Annotated in this window: 21 protein-coding genes; all 21 read right to left on the reverse strand. The window is 47.4% G+C overall.

All coding sequences use genetic code 11. The features are described 5' to 3' along the window. Window positions 1–7: 7 nt before the first annotated feature. Window positions 8–640, reverse strand: coding sequence for a transcriptional regulator CcpN (gene ccpN, locus SGLY_RS12135; RefSeq protein WP_013625566.1), 633 nt, complete (start codon window positions 638–640; stop codon window positions 8–10). Between the two features lie 274 nt (window positions 641–914). Beyond that, window positions 915–2,987 (reverse strand): glycine--tRNA ligase subunit beta, encoded by a 2,073-nt coding sequence (gene glyS / locus SGLY_RS12140; RefSeq protein ID WP_013625567.1) that lies wholly within the window; start codon window positions 2,985–2,987, stop codon window positions 915–917. A 4-nt stretch (window positions 2,988–2,991) separates the two neighbouring features. Further along, entirely contained in the window at window positions 2,992–3,873 is an 882-nt protein-coding gene (glyQ, locus tag SGLY_RS12145) for a glycine--tRNA ligase subunit alpha (RefSeq protein ID WP_013625568.1), read from the reverse strand. Between the two features lie 330 nt (window positions 3,874–4,203). Then, the gene (gene recO / locus SGLY_RS12150; protein WP_013625569.1) at window positions 4,204–4,947 is read right to left on the reverse strand and encodes a DNA repair protein RecO; all 744 of its coding nucleotides are present in this window, start codon (window positions 4,945–4,947) and stop codon (window positions 4,204–4,206) included. Window positions 4,948–4,968: 21 nt separating this feature from the next. Continuing rightward, the gene (deoC, locus tag SGLY_RS12155; RefSeq protein ID WP_013625570.1) at window positions 4,969–5,619 is read right to left on the reverse strand and encodes a deoxyribose-phosphate aldolase; all 651 of its coding nucleotides are present in this window, start codon (window positions 5,617–5,619) and stop codon (window positions 4,969–4,971) included. Between the two features lie 63 nt (window positions 5,620–5,682). Next, on the reverse strand, window positions 5,683–6,600 hold the full coding sequence (era, locus tag SGLY_RS12160) for a GTPase Era (protein ID WP_013625571.1): 918 nt from the start codon (window positions 6,598–6,600) through the stop codon (window positions 5,683–5,685). Between the two features lie 5 nt (window positions 6,601–6,605). Then, window positions 6,606–7,019 carry a cytidine deaminase gene (gene cdd, locus SGLY_RS12165; RefSeq protein ID WP_013625572.1) on the reverse strand — a complete coding sequence of 138 codons (414 nt, stop codon included), beginning with the start codon at window positions 7,017–7,019 and terminating at the stop codon, window positions 6,606–6,608. 4 nt (window positions 7,020–7,023) lie between these two features. Beyond that, a complete protein-coding gene (locus tag SGLY_RS12170; protein ID WP_013625573.1) occupies window positions 7,024–7,422 on the reverse strand; it encodes a diacylglycerol kinase family protein in 399 nt (132 codons plus the stop codon). 10 nt (window positions 7,423–7,432) lie between these two features. Next, window positions 7,433–7,939, reverse strand: a complete 507-nt coding sequence (gene ybeY, locus SGLY_RS12175; RefSeq protein ID WP_013625574.1) for an rRNA maturation RNase YbeY — start codon at window positions 7,937–7,939, stop codon at window positions 7,433–7,435. Then, entirely contained in the window at window positions 7,929–10,271 is a 2,343-nt protein-coding gene (locus SGLY_RS12180; protein ID WP_013625575.1) for an HD family phosphohydrolase, read from the reverse strand. The genes ybeY and SGLY_RS12180 overlap by 11 nt, the downstream gene beginning before the upstream one ends. A gap of 41 nt (window positions 10,272–10,312) precedes the next feature. After that, window positions 10,313–11,293: a PhoH family protein gene (locus SGLY_RS12185; protein WP_013625576.1), complete on the reverse strand. Its 981-nt coding sequence runs from the start codon at window positions 11,291–11,293 to the stop codon at window positions 10,313–10,315. A 22-nt stretch (window positions 11,294–11,315) separates the two neighbouring features. Then, the gene (yqfD, locus tag SGLY_RS12190; protein WP_013625577.1) at window positions 11,316–12,518 is read right to left on the reverse strand and encodes a sporulation protein YqfD; all 1,203 of its coding nucleotides are present in this window, start codon (window positions 12,516–12,518) and stop codon (window positions 11,316–11,318) included. After that, complete coding sequence (locus SGLY_RS12195) at window positions 12,519–12,797, reverse strand: YabP/YqfC family sporulation protein (protein WP_013625578.1); 279 nt, start codon at window positions 12,795–12,797, stop codon at window positions 12,519–12,521. A 170-nt stretch (window positions 12,798–12,967) separates the two neighbouring features. Then, a complete protein-coding gene (locus SGLY_RS12200) occupies window positions 12,968–13,417 on the reverse strand; it encodes a GatB/YqeY domain-containing protein (protein WP_013625579.1) in 450 nt (149 codons plus the stop codon). A gap of 15 nt (window positions 13,418–13,432) precedes the next feature. After that, window positions 13,433–13,609 carry a 30S ribosomal protein S21 gene (gene rpsU / locus SGLY_RS12205; RefSeq protein ID WP_013625580.1) on the reverse strand — a complete coding sequence of 59 codons (177 nt, stop codon included), beginning with the start codon at window positions 13,607–13,609 and terminating at the stop codon, window positions 13,433–13,435. Window positions 13,610–13,714: 105 nt separating this feature from the next. Continuing rightward, on the reverse strand, window positions 13,715–14,059 hold the full coding sequence (locus SGLY_RS12210) for a histidine triad nucleotide-binding protein (protein WP_013625581.1): 345 nt from the start codon (window positions 14,057–14,059) through the stop codon (window positions 13,715–13,717). A 45-nt stretch (window positions 14,060–14,104) separates the two neighbouring features. Continuing rightward, window positions 14,105–14,959, reverse strand: coding sequence for a hypothetical protein (locus tag SGLY_RS12215; RefSeq protein ID WP_013625582.1), 855 nt, complete (start codon window positions 14,957–14,959; stop codon window positions 14,105–14,107). Between the two features lie 91 nt (window positions 14,960–15,050). Continuing rightward, the gene (mtaB, locus tag SGLY_RS12220) at window positions 15,051–16,445 is read right to left on the reverse strand and encodes a tRNA (N(6)-L-threonylcarbamoyladenosine(37)-C(2))-methylthiotransferase MtaB (protein WP_013625583.1); all 1,395 of its coding nucleotides are present in this window, start codon (window positions 16,443–16,445) and stop codon (window positions 15,051–15,053) included. Further along, complete coding sequence (locus SGLY_RS12225) at window positions 16,442–17,179, reverse strand: RsmE family RNA methyltransferase (RefSeq protein ID WP_013625584.1); 738 nt, start codon at window positions 17,177–17,179, stop codon at window positions 16,442–16,444. Before SGLY_RS12225 ends, mtaB begins: the two co-directional genes overlap by 4 nt. After that, a complete protein-coding gene (gene prmA / locus SGLY_RS12230) occupies window positions 17,172–18,110 on the reverse strand; it encodes a 50S ribosomal protein L11 methyltransferase (RefSeq protein ID WP_013625585.1) in 939 nt (312 codons plus the stop codon). Before prmA ends, SGLY_RS12225 begins: the two co-directional genes overlap by 8 nt. A gap of 54 nt (window positions 18,111–18,164) precedes the next feature. Further along, window positions 18,165–19,307: a molecular chaperone DnaJ gene (gene dnaJ / locus SGLY_RS12235; protein WP_013625586.1), complete on the reverse strand. Its 1,143-nt coding sequence runs from the start codon at window positions 19,305–19,307 to the stop codon at window positions 18,165–18,167. Between the last annotated feature and the right edge of the window lie 2 nt (window positions 19,308–19,309).

A 19,309-nucleotide genomic window follows, 5' to 3' on the forward strand; every position in this document is an offset into this window, starting at 1 on the left:
TTGCCGCTCAATAGCCCAATTCAACGAACAGATTCGCCACATTTGTTTTGGTAAACCTGCCCACCACATCGCACCGTTCATTCCCTGTCTCATCAATGAGAATGTCTACGACCGGCAAAGAATCAATCTGGTGCCGCACAAGCTTGTGCGCCGCCTCCATTACCGATTCGTCCGAATAAGCCATAATGATATTGGGCATACGGGTCATGATCACACTGATCGGTACTTGCTGCAATTCTGTTTTACCGAGAGAAGCTTTGAGAATATCTTTGCGCGAAACCATCCCTCTAAGTTCCCTCTCTTGACCGACAACAATCAAACTGCCGACATTATTTGTAAACATCGCGACGACAGCATCGTAAATTGTAATGCTCTCTTTGACAGAGGAAGCAACAGATTTAAAATCGCCCACACGCAAATAACGCATCCGTTCTCTGATTGAGGAACGCATACTGTCATCTTTATAAAAATATCCTACTCTCGGCCGGGCATCCAGGACACCCGTCATGGTCAAAATTGCCAGATCGGGCCTCAACGTCGCCCTGGTCAGATTAAGCTGGCCGGCAATCTGCTCACTCGTCATGGGGCTTGATTCCTTGACCAGATTGACAATCTTCTCCTGACGTTCCGTCAGCTTCATCCCATTATCCTCTCTTTCCCGAAGATCATGATCTTCCTTTGACAATTATATGACGGACCACTGAATTGTGTTATCAAATTATTCCTAATAATCACATATAATATGTCACATTTATCATATTTATAACATATTATTTGGACAAAGTACAGCTATCAATCCCTGAAAAACAAGAAAACAAGAAAAGACCTCTGCTGTGAACAGCCCTTCTCAAGCAAACAATAAAAAAACGGCCAAACTACAATCCCTAGTTTGGCCGCTCTGATCCATGCCTTCTCTAGACCAGTACGCTCAGCTCTCCCAGGCAGCTCAGGACTTCCACGCATTGGCCCAAAAGACCAAGGCGGGCCCGGCGGAGGTTTTCTTCTTCAACCATGATCATTACTGAATCAAAGAGCTTTTCAATATGAGGCACAATTTTCGCCGCTTTCTGATAAGCCAGTTCAAAATCATTTTCCTGTACGGCCTGAGCCACCTGCGGGACTGTTTCAAACAACTGGCTGGCTAATTCCAGCTCAAAACGGTCGGCAAGATCATCAATACTCCATTCTCCCCCATCCGTTTTTTTGCTTAAATTGACACAGCGTACATAAGCATTGACATAGGAAGTAAAACCTTCTTCCTCCCTTTTCCTGGAAAGAACTCTGGCCTTTTTCTCCACGCTGTAGGGAAAAGCGCAGCCCTGGGCCATAACAGCCTCAACCGTATCATAGCGGAGACCTTCCTCCTGGAAGATAAAGCGCAGCCTCTGCGCAAAAAAATCCTCAAGCAGGGGCTGTATTTTGGTGAAAGATTCGAGCGCCAGCCCTTGTCCGGCAAAGATTTCATCGGAAGCCTTGATCAGATCTCTTAAAGAAAGATTATGCCGGTCCTCTTTCAACATGCTGACAACACCCAGAGCCTGTCTCCTCAGGGCATAGGGGTCCTGTGAACCTGTCGGCTGGATTCCGCAGCCAAAAGCACCGACAATTGCGTCCAGCTTATCTGCGATACTGACTGCTCTGCCGGTATAGGAAACGGGCAGGCTGTCTCCTGTAAAGCGGGGCAGGTAGTGCTCTTTGATCCCGCATACCACCTCAGGGCTCTCCCCATTGCTTTTGGCGTAATAGGCCCCCATGATTCCCTGCAGTTCAGGAAAATCATAAACCATGTGGGTAACAAGGTCGGCCTTGGCTAATCGCGCCGTACGTTTGACCAGCTCTTTCTCCTCAGTGCTCAGCGCCATTTTTTCAGCCACAATCCCGGAAAGCTCAACTATTCTTTCTACTCTTTGTGCCACTGTTCCCAGTTTATCATGATAAATCACCTTCTCCAGCTTGGCGCCCTGAACCTCCAGCGGAACCTTCAGATCTTCCCTGTAATAAAAAGCGGCATCCTCTAAACGCGCTTTAAGAACTTTTTTGTTCCCGTCTTTGACCTTGTCCAGAGCAGTGCTGTCTCCGTTGCGCACGGTAATAAAGTAGGGCAGAAGCTTGCCTTCTTTGGACCGCACCGGAAAATAGCGCTGGTGTTCTTTCATCGGGGTAATGATCACCTCTTCAGGCATCATCATATAGTTCAGATCAACTTCCCCGATCAGAGCCGTCGGATATTCCACGAGGTGGGTGATTTCACTGAGAAGACCTTCATCCTCCTCAACATATCCTCCTACAGCGGCCGCCAGAGAAACCACCTGTTCCCAGATGACCCTTTTGCGCTTCTCCTGGTCTCCTAAGACAAAGACGTTTTCCAAATCCTCTAAATAATTGGAGGCTTGGGACAGGACGATGGAGTTTCCCAAGGTTCTGTGTCCTCTGGAAAGTCTTCCTGATTGCAGGCCGGCATAACGAAAAGGAACAATCTCCTTATCACATAAGGCAGCCAGCCAGCGGATAGGCCGGGCGAACCTGACCTCATGATCTCCCCAACGCATGGGCTTAGGGAAGCTTAGACCGGTGATCATATCCAGGCAAAACTGGGGCAGGATGTTGATGATTTCTTCACCTTTGAGTGTTTTTCGTGCATACACATAAGGAACCCCGTTCCATTCTTGCACAAAAAGATCCTCCAGCCTTACTCCCTGGCCCCTGGCAAATCCCTGAACAGCTTTAGTCGGGCTGCCCTCGCTGTCATAGGCCGCTTTCTGAGCAGGGCCTTTGACTTCCTCACAGACGTCCTCCTGCCTGTCGGCCAGACCGGAGAGAAGAAGGGCCAGGCGGCGCGGTGTTCCATATCCCTTGATCTCTTTACAGACAATCCGGAGTTCGTCCAGCTTTTTGCGGGCATTGTTCTCCAGCTGAGAAAGTACCCCCGGAGCAAACTTTGCCGGCATTTCTTCCATACCGATCTCCAAAAGAAAGTTTTTAGCCATTTCTTTATTTCTCCCCTTCCTGTTTCAGCATCGGGAAGCCCAATTGTTCCCTCTGTTCCACATAAGCCTGGGCACAGAGTCTGGCCAAAGTACGAACCCTGGCGATATACCCCGTTCTCTCGGTCACACTGATTGCCCCCCTGGCTTCCAGCAGGTTAAACGTATGCGAGCATTTCAGGACATAGTCATACGCAGGGATAACCAGACCGTTTTCAACGACTCTTTTGGCTTCTCTTTCATACATATCGAACCACAATCTCAGGGCTTCGATATCCGCCACTTCGAAATTATAGCGGGAATAGTCTTTTTCATTTTGCAGGTAGATGTCTCCGTATGTCGTGTCCCCTACCCATTCGATCTCAAATACACTGTCTTTGCCTTGAATAAATGTTGCCAGTCTTTCCAGACCGTAGGTTATTTCAGCACTGACCGGCTTGCAGTCAATCCCCCCGCACTGCTGGAAATAGGTGAACTGGGTGACCTCCATACCGTCAAGCCAGACTTCCCAGCCAAGACCCCATGCTCCCAGTGTGGGCGATTCCCAATTGTCCTCAACAAAACGAATATCATGCTCTGCGGAATTGATCCCTAACCGCTCCAGGCTTTCCAGATAAAGCTCCTGGACATTGTCCGGAGAGGGCTTCAAAATCACCTGATATTGGAAATAATGTTGGAGACGGTTGGGGTTTTCTCCGTATCTGCCGTCAGTCGGTCTTCTGGAAGGCTCTACATAAGCTACATTCCAGGGTTCCGGACCCAGCGCTCTCAAAAAGGTGGCCGGATTCATCGTTCCCGCTCCTTTTTCCACATCATAAGGTTGAGCAATGATACAGCCCTGCTCCCCCCAAAACTGATTTAAGACCAGAATCATATCCTGAAATTTCACGGCAATTTCTCCTCTCAAGCAATAAATAAAAAACCCGCCCGTGCAGCAATCATGCTGCAGGGACGAGAAATACTCCCGCGGTTCCACCCTGCTTGGTTGTCAAACCCTCTTTAACAGGTACTTCATCTGCTCCAGGCCGCCCCCTTGCCAGTCCGCCATCCGGCTTCCACCATCCCGGATTCTCTATCGGCCACCAAACAAGTTTTATCCTATCATGACAGAACAAAATACAAAATCCCTGATTCACTTCAAATGGTTCACTTCACAACTTTGAAATCATAGCCATTTCCATTGATTGTGAAATATTATATTCCTTTTCACCTGCCGCTGTCAATCATTGCGCAGCTGGCGACCCTGCCGCCAGGCTTTAAGCCTGCGTCCAAACCGGCCTTCACAATAAAAGCACAGTCCCTGCAAGACTTCTTCCTTCATTTTACTGTTCCATCTCAGCCTGTCGAGTTTTTCCAAATCGGTTTTCAACAGCTGCCGCATAAGGGCCAGGCTTCCCGCTCCCAGCCCGCTCCCCTGCCTGGTGCCCAGACAGGGAAGACAGAGGATACCGCCTGTTTCCGCATCTAAAACATACTGTTTCTCCGGACTGCTTTCCCCGCAGTCCAGACAGGCCCCTATATCCGGCAGATATCCGAGCAGCCTCATCAACCTGAGGGAAAAGGCCGCCTGGGCCAAATAGGGATCAATCCCCTCCAGTAAGAACAAAAAACTCAAGAAAAGAACAAATACCTGCGGTTCCGGCTGTTCTCTGATTGTTGCCGCATCCAGAAGCTCGGCCATAGCTGTCCCAGCAATATTACGGTCAAAATCTTTCCAAATATGTCCGAAGCTTTCTTTGGGGTGGACCTGGTTGATCAGATCCAACGTTTTCCCTTTATAGATAAGGAAATCGGCATAAGTAAAAAGCTGGGTTCCTCCTCTTTGCTTACTGGCCGGTTTACGGGCCCCCTTGGCAATGACCTCCAATTTTCCTTTTTCCCTTGCAAACAAGGTCAGCAGCTTATCTGCCTCTCCATATTCCCTGGTGCGGATCACGATGGCATCCGCATGATAGAACGCCACTTTTCCACCTTCCCGTGCTGCTTATTGGTCAACGGTGACGATGGCCAGACCTGAGCTTGTACCCAGACGGTCGGCGCCGGCCTCCAACAGTTCCAAGGCAGCTTCTCTTGTTTTTATTCCCCCGGAAGCTTTAATCTTCACCAGAGGCCCCGCCCATTTGCGCAGACTTCTGACATCCTCCGCAGTTGCTCCGCCAAAAAATCCGGTCGATGTTTTGATGAAATCCGCCCCGCTGTCCCGGACAATTTCAGCGGCTTTTTTCTTTTCCTCCTGGTTTAACAGGCCCGTCTCAATAATGATCTTAATCCCCAGCCCGCAGGCATGGGCAGCTTCGACCGTTCTATTGATGTCACGACTTAGCTCATCCCACTGCCGGGATTTGGCCATACCGATATTCATCACCACATCTACTTCCCGGGCGCCAAAGGCCTTGGCAACCAGGATTTCCTGAACTTTGGTTTCCGTCAGCACCGCCCCCAGGGGAAACCCCACCACAGTCACAGGGATGATGTTTGTTCCGTGGAGCAAACGGGCCGCCGTACAGATATATGAAGGATTGACACAGACCCCGACGAAATGGTGTTTGACTGCCTCATGACAAAGACTGACAATATCTTTTTCCGAAGCATCCGGTTTCAGGAGGGTATGGTCTATTTTTCCGCCCAAGTTCATTACTGCTTCATCCTTTCCACACTTGATCATGGTTTGTCACACTATCCAATCATTGAATCCTATCTAGCTTTTTGTCGAATCATATCCAAATTCTCTGAGAATGTTTTGCTGGTTTCGCCAATCCTTGCGAACTTTAACCCACAGTTCCAAAAATACCTTATTGTCCAGTAAAGCCTCTATCTCTTCCCTGGCCTGGCGGCCAACCTCCTTCAGCATAGCGCCGTTTTTACCGATCACAATGCCTTTCTGGGATTCTCTCTCCACAAGAATCACTGCGCTGATTTTCAGGAGTGCCTTTTGCTCTTCCATTTTTTCCACAATAACGGCAGCCGAATGCGGCACTTCCTCTCTGGTTAACTTCAAAAGCTTCTCCCTGATCAGCTCGGCCACGACAAACCTTTCCGGCTGGTCTATGATATGGTCTTCCGGATAATACATCGGTCCGGGCAGTAAATTCGGGAAAATCAGATCAGTCAATTTCTTGGTGTTTTCTCCCTGCAGGGCAGAAATAGGAACAACTTCTTTAAAATCAGCCTGTTGGCTGAATTCAATAATTTTGCTCAATATTTCCTCTTTGCTTAACAGGTCAATTTTGTTTAAGGCCAGGATAGACGGAATCCCGCTTTCTTTAACCATATTCAAAACATATTCGTCACCTGTCCCAAACGGCACGGAAGCATCCACAACATAGATGATCAAATCTGTTCCCCTCAAAGAGCCTTTGGCCGTATTGACCATATATTGGCCCAACTGGTGTTTGGGCTTATGAATTCCCGGCGTATCGATAAAAACAATTTGCCCCCGTTCTTCCGTCAATATGCATTGAATCCTGTTCCGGGTAGTTTGCGGCTTTTCGGAGATAATCAATACTTTTTGCCCGACCAAAGTATTCAGCAGGGTGGATTTTCCGGCATTGGGACGCCCGACCACAGCCACAAAGCCCGAACGGAAATCTTTAGTTTTCTCTGTTTTATCCGGCAATAAGTTTACCTTCTTTCATTTTTTTCAAGAAATTCCGGGCCAAAGGAGTTTGGCAGCAGTTCCCGCAGGCTGCTTATGGCGATCTTTCCCTCACCATTCTGAAGGATGATGGGACATTCCTCCGCAAATTCTCTGATCACCTGCCTGCAGGCTCCACAGGGCGACGGCATTTTGCTGTCCTGAACACTGACCGCCAAGGCCGAAATTTTTCTTTCTCCTTCACAAATCCCTTTGTAAATCGCATTGCGCTCAGCGCACACCGTCAGTCCATAGGATGAATTCTCCACATTACATCCGGTGGTGATTCTTCCGGTTTCCCAGAGGATTGCAGCCCCGACCGGGTACCGGGAATAAGGAGAATACGAATTGGCCCCGGCAGCCTTAGCTTCAGCCAGCAGGTTAAGATACCGATCTTCCATGCCATCACCTCTTCTTCAAAATTCCTTCATTGCCCATGGCAATGAAATACGGCAGAAAAATAACCAGCCCAATGACAACGGCGATAAAAACCACAAAAAGAACCGCCCCGGAAGCGATATCCTTCACTTTTCCCGCTGGCTCCCTGTATTCAGGGGAAACCATATCAACCAGATTTTCAATGGCCGTATTGAAAAGCTCTGCGGAGATTACCGCTGCTATAGCGAAAAGCACAACCGCCCATTCCACCTTATTCAAACCAAAGAAAAAGCTTACCTCTACAACCAGGAAAGCAAAAAAGACATGAAATCTCAGATTCCTTTCGGTTTTCAAGGCATAGACAATTCCATTCAAAGCGTACCTGAAGCTATCCGTGAAAGCTCCCGTTTGCTTTTTCTTCCTCATAGAATCACCGTCATCTTGCCAGTCCTATCTTTTCCATAATCCTCTCTTCCAGCTCTCTCATGCCGGATCTCTGCTCTTCAGTCTGATGATCATACCCTAACAAATGCAAAGTACCATGTACTGCCAGAAAGACAATTTCTCTTTCCAGTGAATGACCGTATTCTGCCGCCTGCTCCCTGGCTCTCTGCACAGAAATCACAATATCGCCGAGCATTGCTCCTAAGTCCGGAAAACCGTCATCCTGATCTTCATCATGATGAAAATAAATGTCCGGTTCCTCTTCCGTTTTTTCCTGAAGAGCAAAAGATAAGACATCAGTTGGGTTGTCTATCCCTCGATAATCTCGATTCAGCCCCCGGATCGTTTCATTATCCGTAAACAATACTCCGATTTCACCATTTTCAGGACCTTCCGCTTCTTGAAGGGCCCGGGTGATCCCCTGAGCGATAAGGACTTCCCACCCGGCTTTTTCTTGGGGGGATATTGAAGGTTCTTCCCAGGTAATATCAAGCTCCATGCTTGCCCTCCTCACCGGCTTTCTCGTTCTCCGGTTTTTCTTCCACAGCGTTTGCTTTCTCCGTTTTGCGGTCCGTATCTTCCCGCTCCTTCTGCGGGTCTGTTTCTGCCCTTGCTTCAGCTTTTACCTCTGTTTCGGTTTCTGTTTTTTCTTTATCTGCTTCTTTCCCTTTATCCCTGTTCCCCTCAATCAACCTTGCTTTGCTTGGAGACAGCTCAGGGTATTCCACTCTGGAATGAAAGATTCCGCTTAACACTTTCACAAAAGCTATCGCGATTTTATCAAGGTCTTTAAAGGTCAAATCGCACAGGTCCAAAAGTCCTTCATCGAGTTTTTCCTTGATGATTTTGCGGACAAGCCCTTCGATCCGTCCGGGGGTATTATTTTTATGAGAACGCACCGCAGCTTCCACATTATCAGCCAGGAGAACAAGGGCTGCCTCTTTGGACTGCGGTCTGACTCCGTCATAACGAAAAGCTTCTTCAGGCACATCCGGATTCTCTTCCAGAGCCTTATGATAAAAAAATTGAGTATAGCTGTCGCCATGATGCTGGGCAATAATATCCTGGATAGACTGGGGAAGTTTATGTTCACGCGCCATTTCCAAGCCGTCCTTGACATGGGCAATCACGATCAGGGCACTGAGCGTGGGGGCAATTTTATCATGGGGATTATCTTTGGCAAATTGATTCTCAATAAAAAAGTAAGGCCGTTTGAGCTTGCCGATATCATGATACAAAGCCCCCACCCTGACAATAACCGGATCGGCATTGATGTCTTCCGCAGCGGTTTCCGCCAGATTACCGACAAGAACACTATGATGATAAGTCCCCGGAGCCTCAATCAGCAGCTGTTTGAGAAGGGGCGCATTTGGATTGGATAACTCCAGGAGGCGCACCGCAGAAGTAATATTAAACCCCGATTCAAACCAGGGAAGGGTCCCGATGGTCAAGACCATAGAAAGCAAACCATTACAAAAACTTAAAATGCAGCCGATAAGCCAATACTGCCAGCTTAATCCCAAGACCAGCGATACTCCGCTGATCAAAGCAGCATTGGCCAGCATGACAAAGATTCCCGCTTTTGCCAGATCGGAGCGCTGCCCCAAATGCGCTACACTCAGGGAACCAATGAGACCGCCGACCAGAGCGATCAGCCCGGCCAAAGTCCCCGCAGAAGCATAAGAAGAGGGATCAGCCATGATTCCTACGAAGATCCCCAGGATAATACTGACCACTACAGCGACCTCAGTACCGATCAAAATCGTTAGGGTCATTGTCACCCATGCGGCAGGAATCAACGTTGCTGTCAACGTATTGAGATCGGCGTTGCCAAGATTGATGGCCAGAAAAGCTTTACCCAAAATGAGAACTAAAAGCATCGATATGCCGATCAGCATAAATCTCTTCCATTGATCAAAAAATTCCCGTTTAAAATGCATCCCAAACAGGATAAGCACCAGCATGCCCAGTAAAACCTGCACCGCAATTCCCAAGGCAGGCTTCCATGGCGACTTGACCTGAATCAGTTCATATGTACGCAGGACCTCAAAAATTCTTTCATCAACAATCTCTCCGGCTCCGACGATCTTCTCATTTGCCCTGTAGGTGCGCACCTCTGGTTTAACGCTTGCCCTGGCCTCTTCCCTGAGCTCTTTCGTTTCCGTTTCATCAATCGCCAGCGTAGGGCTGATGATTTTGACATCTGTAAATGTCTGTAAAAGAGTCTTCATTTCTCTGGAGATATCCTTTTTATTGATCTCCGTCTTAATGTAGCCCCTGAGATCGGGCACTTCGTTCTGAACTTTAGCCCCGGTGTTCAGATCCTCTGAAAAACCGATAATCACATCTTTGGCGATTTGTTGCGCATTCTCTACTTCTGCGGGGGACAACGCGAGAATACTTAAAATTGTCCCTTCCTGCAGTGCGGAAAAGGGAACGTTCTTTTTCAATTTCGCTGCTTTTTCTGAAGCGTCCCTTTGAGAGGAGGCTTCTTCCTTCAGACTGGAAAACATCGCAATCAGATCCGCTTCCACAGAGGCAGTATAGGTCCGATTGACTTCATAAACAGGATTGACCGCTTTCGCTGCTGCCTCCTGTTCTTTCATATATTTGGTTAAATCCTCAATTTCTCTGGTATATGGAGCGGAAAACGACTGTGGACTTGGTTCCTCCAGGACAACATTGAGCTTATTTCCGAAGAGCCCCGAAGAGATAATCGCTGTAAAAAAAACAAAAAAGACAATGAAAACCAAGACCTTGCTTTTCAAGATCTTGGTTCTGTCTTTCAAGTCATTTCTTAACTTGTTGGAAAGGAGAGTGTTTATTTTCAAAATGATTCAATCCTTGACCTGAGAGTGCTTGTTCTCATTCTTCATTGAAGATTATTTTTTGTCGCCGAAGCTTTATCCGTATTTTCGTAAGCCTGAATAATACTCTGAACAAGAGTGTTGCGGACGATATCACCCGCGGAAAAGTAATGAAAGGAAATTTCCGGGATATCCTTCAATATCCTTTGTACTTCAATCAATCCCGAATAATGGCCCTTGGGCAAATCCACCTGGGTAACATCTCCGGTCACAACCGCCTTCGAGCCAAATCCCAGCCTGGTCAAAAACATTTTCATCTGCTCCGGGGAGGTATTCTGCGCTTCATCCAGGATGATGAAAGAATCATCCAGAGTCCTTCCTCTCATATAAGCCAGAGGAGCAATCTCAATCGTTCCCTTTTCAATGTAACGCCCGGTTGTTTCCGGTCCGAGAAGATCAAACAGAGCATCATAAAGAGGCCGCAAATACGGATTGACTTTTTCCTGCAAGTCCCCCGGCAGAAAACCGAGTTTTTCCCCTGCTTCCACAACGGGGCGGGTGAGCACAATCCGGTTGACCTCCTTGGCCCGCAATGCTTTCACTGCCATAACAACAGCAAGATACGTCTTTCCCGTTCCGGCCGGCCCAATCCCAAACACGATCGATTCCTTCTCAATAGATTTGACATAGCTGGCCTGTCCCAGTGTTTTTGCCTTAATCGGCCTCCCGCGCTGGGTTGTGGCGATAACCCGGGATAAAGACTGGGCTATCCCTTGTTCTGAACCCTCTTCGATCCTGGAAGCGACGTAAGAGATATCGGCTATCGTCAATTGATTACCTTTTCTGATCATAGCGAGCAGCTCTTTGAGGATTGACTCCGCATTCCTGGCATTCGCTTCTTCACCTAAAACAGTCATTTCTTCACCGCGTACAATAATCTGGCAGTTAAGTCTCTCTTCCAGGAAACGCAAATGGACATCCTCAAAACCCAAGAGATTCAAGGCTTCCTCTCCGTCCTGTAAAGGTATTTTAACTTCAATTTGCAAATCAGTACCTCCGTTATCCGTTTTACTTCTGTTTTGCATAGACCGCCAGTTCTTCATATGACTCCACTTCTGCCCTTACTCTCTGGGCTCCTTTTTCAGCAGGCATGACGATAATTTTTTCGCTGAGAATTTTAGCTCCGGTGGGAATTGTTTTTTTGATTTCCTCCAAAGCAGTCGTCTCCGCAAGCTTCCTGGCTTCATCTTCCGTACGCTGAAGATGAAGCACGCCTGTTTCAATATAATTCGTACAAATTATTTCGACAGGAAAACGCCAATTCCTCCAAGCCGGCAGACGATATGTGCGGTTTTCTTGTTTTGAAGTCATAAACGGGCTATGTTCATTTGTTATCATTATTACTCTATCCCCTTTTTTTATACCCCATCCACTGGCCTTTTCACCTGTTTCAAGCAAGATATCTTCCTCCTGCTTAATTTGTACGTCTTTGCTGTACCATACCCGACCTCTGACAAATCCTTCCGCAATCGGTATTTCTTTGGTTTTATTTTCTCCCCCTCCCAGATCAAATCGATATTCATTGACATTGCTTAAGGTCCCTTGAATTAAAAGCTGTCCTGTCTTGACCAAGTCCCCTTCCTTCACCGCGGGCTGACCATGAATCACCATCAAATCCTGGACAATCCCGGTTTTTCCCGCGATCAAATCCCCCCCAAGCAATATTTTTTCAGGCAGAGTTTTTTCCGCTACCCTGATTTTTACCTCAGTACCTTTTTCCTCTATGCTTACCCAGGAAAGCTCAGGAATGCTTTCCAGCATTTTTTCATTCAGTCCATTGAGATCGAGACTATTCTTGTACGCCCACTTTTTTATACCCAGCTCTCCGGCTTTCACCGCAATCTGCTGAGAAGATATATTGTTGTTGCCCTCGATGGAAACCGTCAGGACAAACTGGGAAGTAACGATCAAAGAAAGCAGGAAAACAAAGATACCCGCAATAAGACCTTTTCGCCTGAGCCAACGAGCGGCTACGAAAGGAAAACCGTACCTTGTCCTTATTCTGATTTTTATTCCCGTATTGCGGGCACTTCGGCGCAAACGATAAAAATCATTAATTCCAACCTCGGCGAAAATTTTTTCATTGGTTATTCTGGTGTTATAAAAGACAATCTGATCCTGCCGGGCTTTATTGATAAAATCTGTGAACTTGTCTCCACTGATCTGAATGTACACTATCCCTTTGCCATAGCGTGAAAGCTTACTGATCATTTATTCCTCACGCTCCTCAAGGCTCAGATGATGAAAAATGCCCTTAATATGAATTTCCGTAGGCAAAACCGCAGTCAGAACAAATCCGCTTCCCCTTATGGAAAGTTTTCCGTCCGTCGTATCAAGTTCAATCTTTTGTTCTGAAAACTCTATGACTTCCCGGTAATACTCAACAATAATTTCATGGCGGCCAAGGACAGTAATCTTCGGCCCTTTCCCTGCAATGTCAGCAGGAAATTCCAAAACTTCTCCCGCCGCTTTTGTCAGTTTTTTCAACATAGACTATTCTCCCTTCCTCAGCATATGCCAAGCCTGTCTTATAGATTCTTATGCCGGGCCTGTCTTAAATAGTCTATTCACCTTTTAAATCGTCCTTAATATGTAAATATCCGCACCTCAAAATCTGAGATGCGGATATTATCATCCGTCCTAAAGTTCCATGTAATTGTTTAACCAAGAAGTTCACGGACAATCTGATTGACCAGTTTGCCGTCAGCCTTGCCTCTGGTTTTTGGAGTGATTGCACTCATTACTTTACCCAGATCTCTGGAACCTTGGGCACCCACTTCGGAAATGATGTCCGTCGCCAGCTGGCGAATCTCCCCTTCAGAAAGTTGCCGAGGAAGATATTGCATGAGGATGGCGACTTCCTCTTCCAACTCCTGAACTTTATCCGGGCGCGCTACCTTTTGAAACTCAATCATCGCGTCACGCCTCATTTTAACTTCGCGAGCAAGCACTTCAATAACCTGCTCATCGCTAAATTCCTGTTTCTTATCTATTTCAGCGTTTTTTATGGCTGCCCGAACCATTCGGATGACAGAAAGTCTTACCTTCCCCTCCTCTTTGGCCTTCATGGCGGCCTTCATATCTTCAATCAATCGATCTTTCAGGGACAACAGTGAGCCACTTCCTTACCTAAATTTGCGTTTGCGCGCAGCCTCCGATTTTTTCTTCTTCTTGACACTGGGTTTTTCGTAATGCTCATGTTTACGAGCCTCCGATAAAACTCCAGAACGTTGGCAATTACGCTTAAACCGGCGGAGTGCAGCATCCAGGGATTCGTTTTTACCTACTCTGACTTCACTCATTCTATTATCCCTCCCTCCACTGGCATCTCAAAGTAATACGAAAATAATTATAATAGAAGAAATAGGACACGTCAAGCAAGAACGGATCTGCCGGGTTCTTCATTCTCAGCCGATGTTCCCTCCCAGCTTTTTCCCTCCGATAAGATGAAAATGCAAATGCATCACTTCCTGCCTCGAATCAGGGCCGCAATTGGTCAAAATTCTGTATCCGGATTCTTCTATCCCCTCTTTTCGGGCAATGTCCCTGGCGACCATAATCATCTTCCCGGTCAAAAGGGCATCCTCCTCTTCCAGTTCATTGGTACTGGCGAGATGCTTTTTGGGAATGATTAAGATATGAACAGGTGCCACCGGGTAAATATCCTTAAATGCTAAAATTTCATTGTCTTCATATACCACCGCTGAAGGAATTTCCTTGTTCACTATTTTACAGAAAATACAGTCCGACAATAACCTCACCTCCAATTCTCCCCGTTTACTTTTCTATGGCTCATTCTAAGTACGTTTTGCGATCGTTGTCTTGGAAAGATAATCCCGGTCGGTTTTTTCCAAAGTGCTTTGTTCAGGTGTCATCACATAAAGGAAAATCGTTGCTTGATATTCATCAAAATATTTGGCGTAGATCCTGCCGTGCATGGTCATCAGCCCAAAATCCTTTTGACCCTCCCTTTTGACAGGCACCCCATATTGAATATACGCTCTCTTCCCGGCCCTGTATTTATGAGTAGGACTATTGACCACCATAATGGTATCTATTTTGGTCCAGTTCTCCTCCCCAATGTATTCAATATCTTTGGTTACTGTAATCTTGTCATTTTTCATGACCATTTTATCCTCTGTACAATCTAAACTCTTCAGGACCAGATATTTGTAATCATATTCCGGTACAGCCATAATGTCCTTTAAAACGAGCTCTCCTGCATCATCAAAACCAAACCGGCCGCCGTCTTTGTCCTTAATGACATAGCCTCCGTAAAAGCTGTTATACAGCGGTGACTCCGGAATAAAGAAATCGGAAGAACTCTGGTACCATTTAAACCCGCCAAAAGTATACAGAACGCTTAAGGAAAGATTTCTGCCGGTAAAATTGGAAATCCCCTTTTCATCATTATGAATATTCATCAGACGGTACCAGTCCCTTTGGCCGGTGCTTCTGCCATCAGGAATATTGAGATCGATTTTATTTTCGGCCATCACACTGGTATATCCCTCGTACTTATCCAAGAGAAACATAATCATATAACTCCGCGCCTGAGCATAGGCCGGTGCTTGGATAAAGAGGATGGTTATGGTAAAAATAAACAGGAGGATAATAATCATTATTCTCTTATAATCTCTTTTTTTGTTCATACACTGTTTTCCTTTTTGATATTGTCCAAAAAATCCATGCCAATCCGGCCCTATTATCTTACCTTTTTTTACACGAATTTAACAGAGGATTTCAATATTTTTCATTAATTAACATGCTTTTTTCTAATCTGACTCTTATTATATCACCGATCTTCCAGTCGCCAAAATTCAATTCCGCGGGAATTTCGACCTCAATATAATTGGCTGTATACCCCCTGGCATTTCCGGTTGCCGCAATTTTTTCCACAAGCACCTCTATCTCTTCCTTGATCCATGAAGAGACATAGTTCTCGCGGCTTGTTTTTCCTAATTCCAGGAGTTCCTTTGCCCTCACGGTTTTTTCCCTTTTTTCTATCTGCCCGCCCAGATCGGCCGCAGGGGTTCCCGGCCTGCGCGAATAAGGAAAAACATGCAGGTCCGCCAGCCGGCATTTCTGGATAAATTCCATGCTTTCCGTATGCTCTTCCCTGGTTTCTCCCGGAAAGCCCGTCATGACATCGGCGCTGATCGCCGCCTGCGGGAATCTGGAGCGTATCCGGTCCAGCAGGTCCCAATATTCGGCCGTTGTATACGGCCGTCTCATTCTTTTTAACACCGAATCGCTTCCACTCTGCAAAGGAATATGGAAATGAGGACAAACCACTTTCTGATTTTTTGCGATCACCTGGAGAAGCCCCGAAGAAATCTCTTTAGGTTCTATAGAACCTAACCTCAGCCTGGCCAGTCCGGGCAGGCCTGCGATCCTGTCAAGCAGACAGCCTAATTCATCACCGGTGTCTTTGCCGGTTTCTCCCCCCCGGTTCCAGTCCCGGCCATAAACCCCAATATGAATCCCCGTCAAAACCAATTCCTTATAGCCGCCTCTTAACAGCATCCGCGCCTCTTCCTCGATCTTTTCGGGAGGCCGGCTGCGGGAAGGTCCCCTAGCCAGGGGAACAATACAATAGCTGCAAAACTGATTGCACCCATCCTGGATTTTGATCATGGCCCTTCCTCTGCTTTCCTGCTTAACCAGGGGCATTTCTTCATATTCCGGTTGATCATCGTATTGGGTCACTGCCTTTAACGCAGATCTCTTTCCACCCGCTTCGATGGACCCAATATGTCCAAACCAGCTTTTCTCCAGGTGTTCCAGAATTGTCAGACGATCCTTGGTTCCCAGAACCAGATCCACTCCTTCCAGGGCGGCGACAACCTCCGGGTTGAGCTGGGAATAGCATCCCATAACCGCGATGAAGCTTTGAGGATGCTCCTTGATCATCCGGCGGATCAGCTTGCGGGATTTGCTGCTGCCTGTACCTGTGACCGTACAGGTGTTGATCACAATGATGTCGGGATTTTCCTTATCCTCAACCACATCATAGCCATGATCAGCAAAGAGCTGGGCTAAAGCTTCACTTTCGCTTTGATTAACCTTGCAGCCGAGGGTGGCGAGAAACACCTTTTTCTTCCTTGAAATTTTGCTCAAATTCCTGTCATCCATCATCCTAAATCTCCATAAAAAGCCAGCACTATGGTCAACGCCGCGATCGCCGCTGTTTCCGCCCGCAAAATCCGGCTGCCCAAGGAAATGCTTTTTGCACCAAGCTTTTCTTTCGCCCAAAGAACCTCCTGTGGTTCAAATCCGCCTTCCGGACCGATAATCAGGGCCATCGGCAAAGAAGGGTCAAAACTTTTCAGACAAGCTTTCAGCGAGACCGTCTTTTCGCCCTCAAAAGGGATCAGCCACTGAGTATCCGCCGGCAAATAAGCAGGTAAGTCCTGCCAATCCAAAACAGGCGCCACTGCAGGCTGAATCACTCTTCCGCATTGCTTAACAGCCTCACCGGCAATTTTCCGCCAGCGGTCCACCCTTTCCTCCGCTTTCGTTCCTTCCAGCTTCATCACACTGCGGCGGGTCCTTAAAGGGATCAGTCCGGTCATGCCTAATTCAGTGCCCTTTTGAATAACCAGCTCCATCTTCTCCCCTTTGGACAAGCCCACAATCAGATAGACCTTCACCTTAGCCTCTGTCTCAGGTATCTCTGCCCGAATGACGGAACAAACAGCCTGCTCTTTATTAATTTCCCGAATTGCCCCTCTCCATAAGCGGCCTGAGTGATCAAATCCCAAAATCTCTTCTCCCGGCCCCAAACGCAACACCCTGGTCAGATGGTGCAACTCCTCTCCATCGATCAGGAAATAATCCTGATCGATGGAAGAAATCCTGAACCTATGCATAGTATCCCTCTCTTACAGCCTCTATTGCCGCCCAGCCCGCATCCTCCCTTTTGCGGATCATTCTCATCCCTGCTTTTTGTATTTCTGTTTCCAGATCCTGCACCCTGGTGTCAATAATACCGGAAGCAACAAATACTCCGTCTTCAGCCATCAGATTTTCCAGCTGAGGCAGCAGTTCGATGATCACATCGGCAACAATATTGGCTATGACGACATCAGCGCGGCCCTTAAAGATATCCCCCAGATTTCCCGCTTCGACTGTCACTTTACCTTCCACCTGGTTTAACTCCGCGTTTTCTTTCGCTATTCTGACTGCCAGGGCATCAATATCTCCGGCTTGGACCTTTCCGCCCAGCTTAGCGGCGGCTACAGCCAGTATCCCCGAGCCTGTCCCGATATCAAATACTGTCATGCCCGGCTTCACCAAATCTTCTATGGCTTCCAGGCATAATGATGTGGTAGGGTGAGTGCCGGTGCCAAAAGCCATGCCGGGATCAATCCGAATCAGGATATCATTCTCTTGCACTTCCGCCTTCTCCCAGGTCGGCTCGATCAGCCATCTTCTGCCTATCCGTACAGGCTTAAAAAATTTTTTCCATTCGTCGGCCCAGTCCCTTTCCCTGACGGTTCCTGTTTCAGACCGCAAAATCCACTCCGGGAACAATACCTTCAGTCTGGCCAAGCCCTCCCTGATCCCGGACAGGATATCCAAAATCCGTTCATCTTCCGGGAAATATCCCTTGATCAGACAACATCCGGTCGGCTCCATGTCAGCAAAGCCGTGAGCATCCCAAATGCCTGAGATCATGTACTCCCGGATCAGGCCCGGATCATCCACCGCTACTCCCTTTGCTCCATACTCATAAAAAAGAGCGGCAACAGCTTCCTCTCCTTCTGATGAAACTGTTACCGAAATTTCCTGCCATTTCAAAAATATCTCCCCTTAACCCAAAACGTCCTTTACCTGTTTCTAAATATTTTTCGTTTATCCCAAGGCATCTTTAAAGTTTTCCTTGACCTTATCCCAGATGGTCTTTTTTCCCATCTGCTGACTCAGCGTAGTAATATTGCCGAACTCTTTCAACAGTTCTTTTTGTTTATCCGTTAACTTGGTCGGAGTAGCCACGACGACACGCACATACTGGTCTCCATGACCGGAGCCTCTCCGGTAAGGCACACCCTTGTCTCTCAGCCTGAATACTTTGGCAGTCTGCGTGCCTTCCGGAATTTTCATTTTCGTTGTTCCGTGCAAAGTCGGCACGTCCATCTCATCTCCGAGTGCAGCCTGAACAAAAGTAATTGGAACCTCGCAGTAAATGTCATTTCCCCGGCGTTCAAAAAACTCATGTTTCTGTATAATCAGGACAACATAAAGATCTCCCGGGGTACCGCCTTTCTCTCCGGCTTCACCTTTTCCTCCGAAGCGCAGGCTTAACCCTTCCTCAGACCCCTCCGGAATATTGACCTCAATCGATTTCATTGCCCGTACTTTGCCCTTGCCATTGCATTTGGCACATGGGGAGCTGATGATTGTTCCTTGTCCTCCGCACGTCGGACATGGTCTGGCAGTCGTGACCTGCCCAAAAGGGGTCCTTTGCACCATTCTTACCTGTCCGCTGCCCTGACAGGCTGTACAGGTTACCGGATGCGTTCCCGCCGCCGCGCCACTGCCCCGGCATTCCGGACAAGTCTCCGACAAAGAAACTTCAATCTCTTTCCTGGTTCCAAAAGCGGCCTCCTCCAAGGTTATGGAAAGATCATACCTCAGATCTGCTCCACGGGCAGGGCCCCTTTGTCTGGTTCCTCTTCCTCCGCCGCCGAAAAGCAGATCAAAGATATCGCCAAAACCAAAATCAGCGAATTCGTTAAAATCAAAACCACCGAATCCTCCGCCTTGGCCATTGAAATCTACCCCTTGATGGCCAAATTGGTCATATTTGGCTCTCTTTTCCGGATTGCTTAAAACAGCATAGGCTTCTGTCGCTTCTTTAAAGCGCTCCTCCGCCTCTTTATCCCCGGGTTTCATATCAGGATGATTTTCCTTTGCTATGGTCCGATAGGCCTTTTTTATCTCATCAGCACTTGCGGCTTTACCGACTCCTAAAACCTCGTAGTAGTCACGTTTCATTT

The organism is Syntrophobotulus glycolicus DSM 8271 (assembly GCF_000190635.1).
GTDB classification, from domain to species: Bacteria; Bacillota; Desulfitobacteriia; order Desulfitobacteriales; family Syntrophobotulaceae; genus Syntrophobotulus; species Syntrophobotulus glycolicus.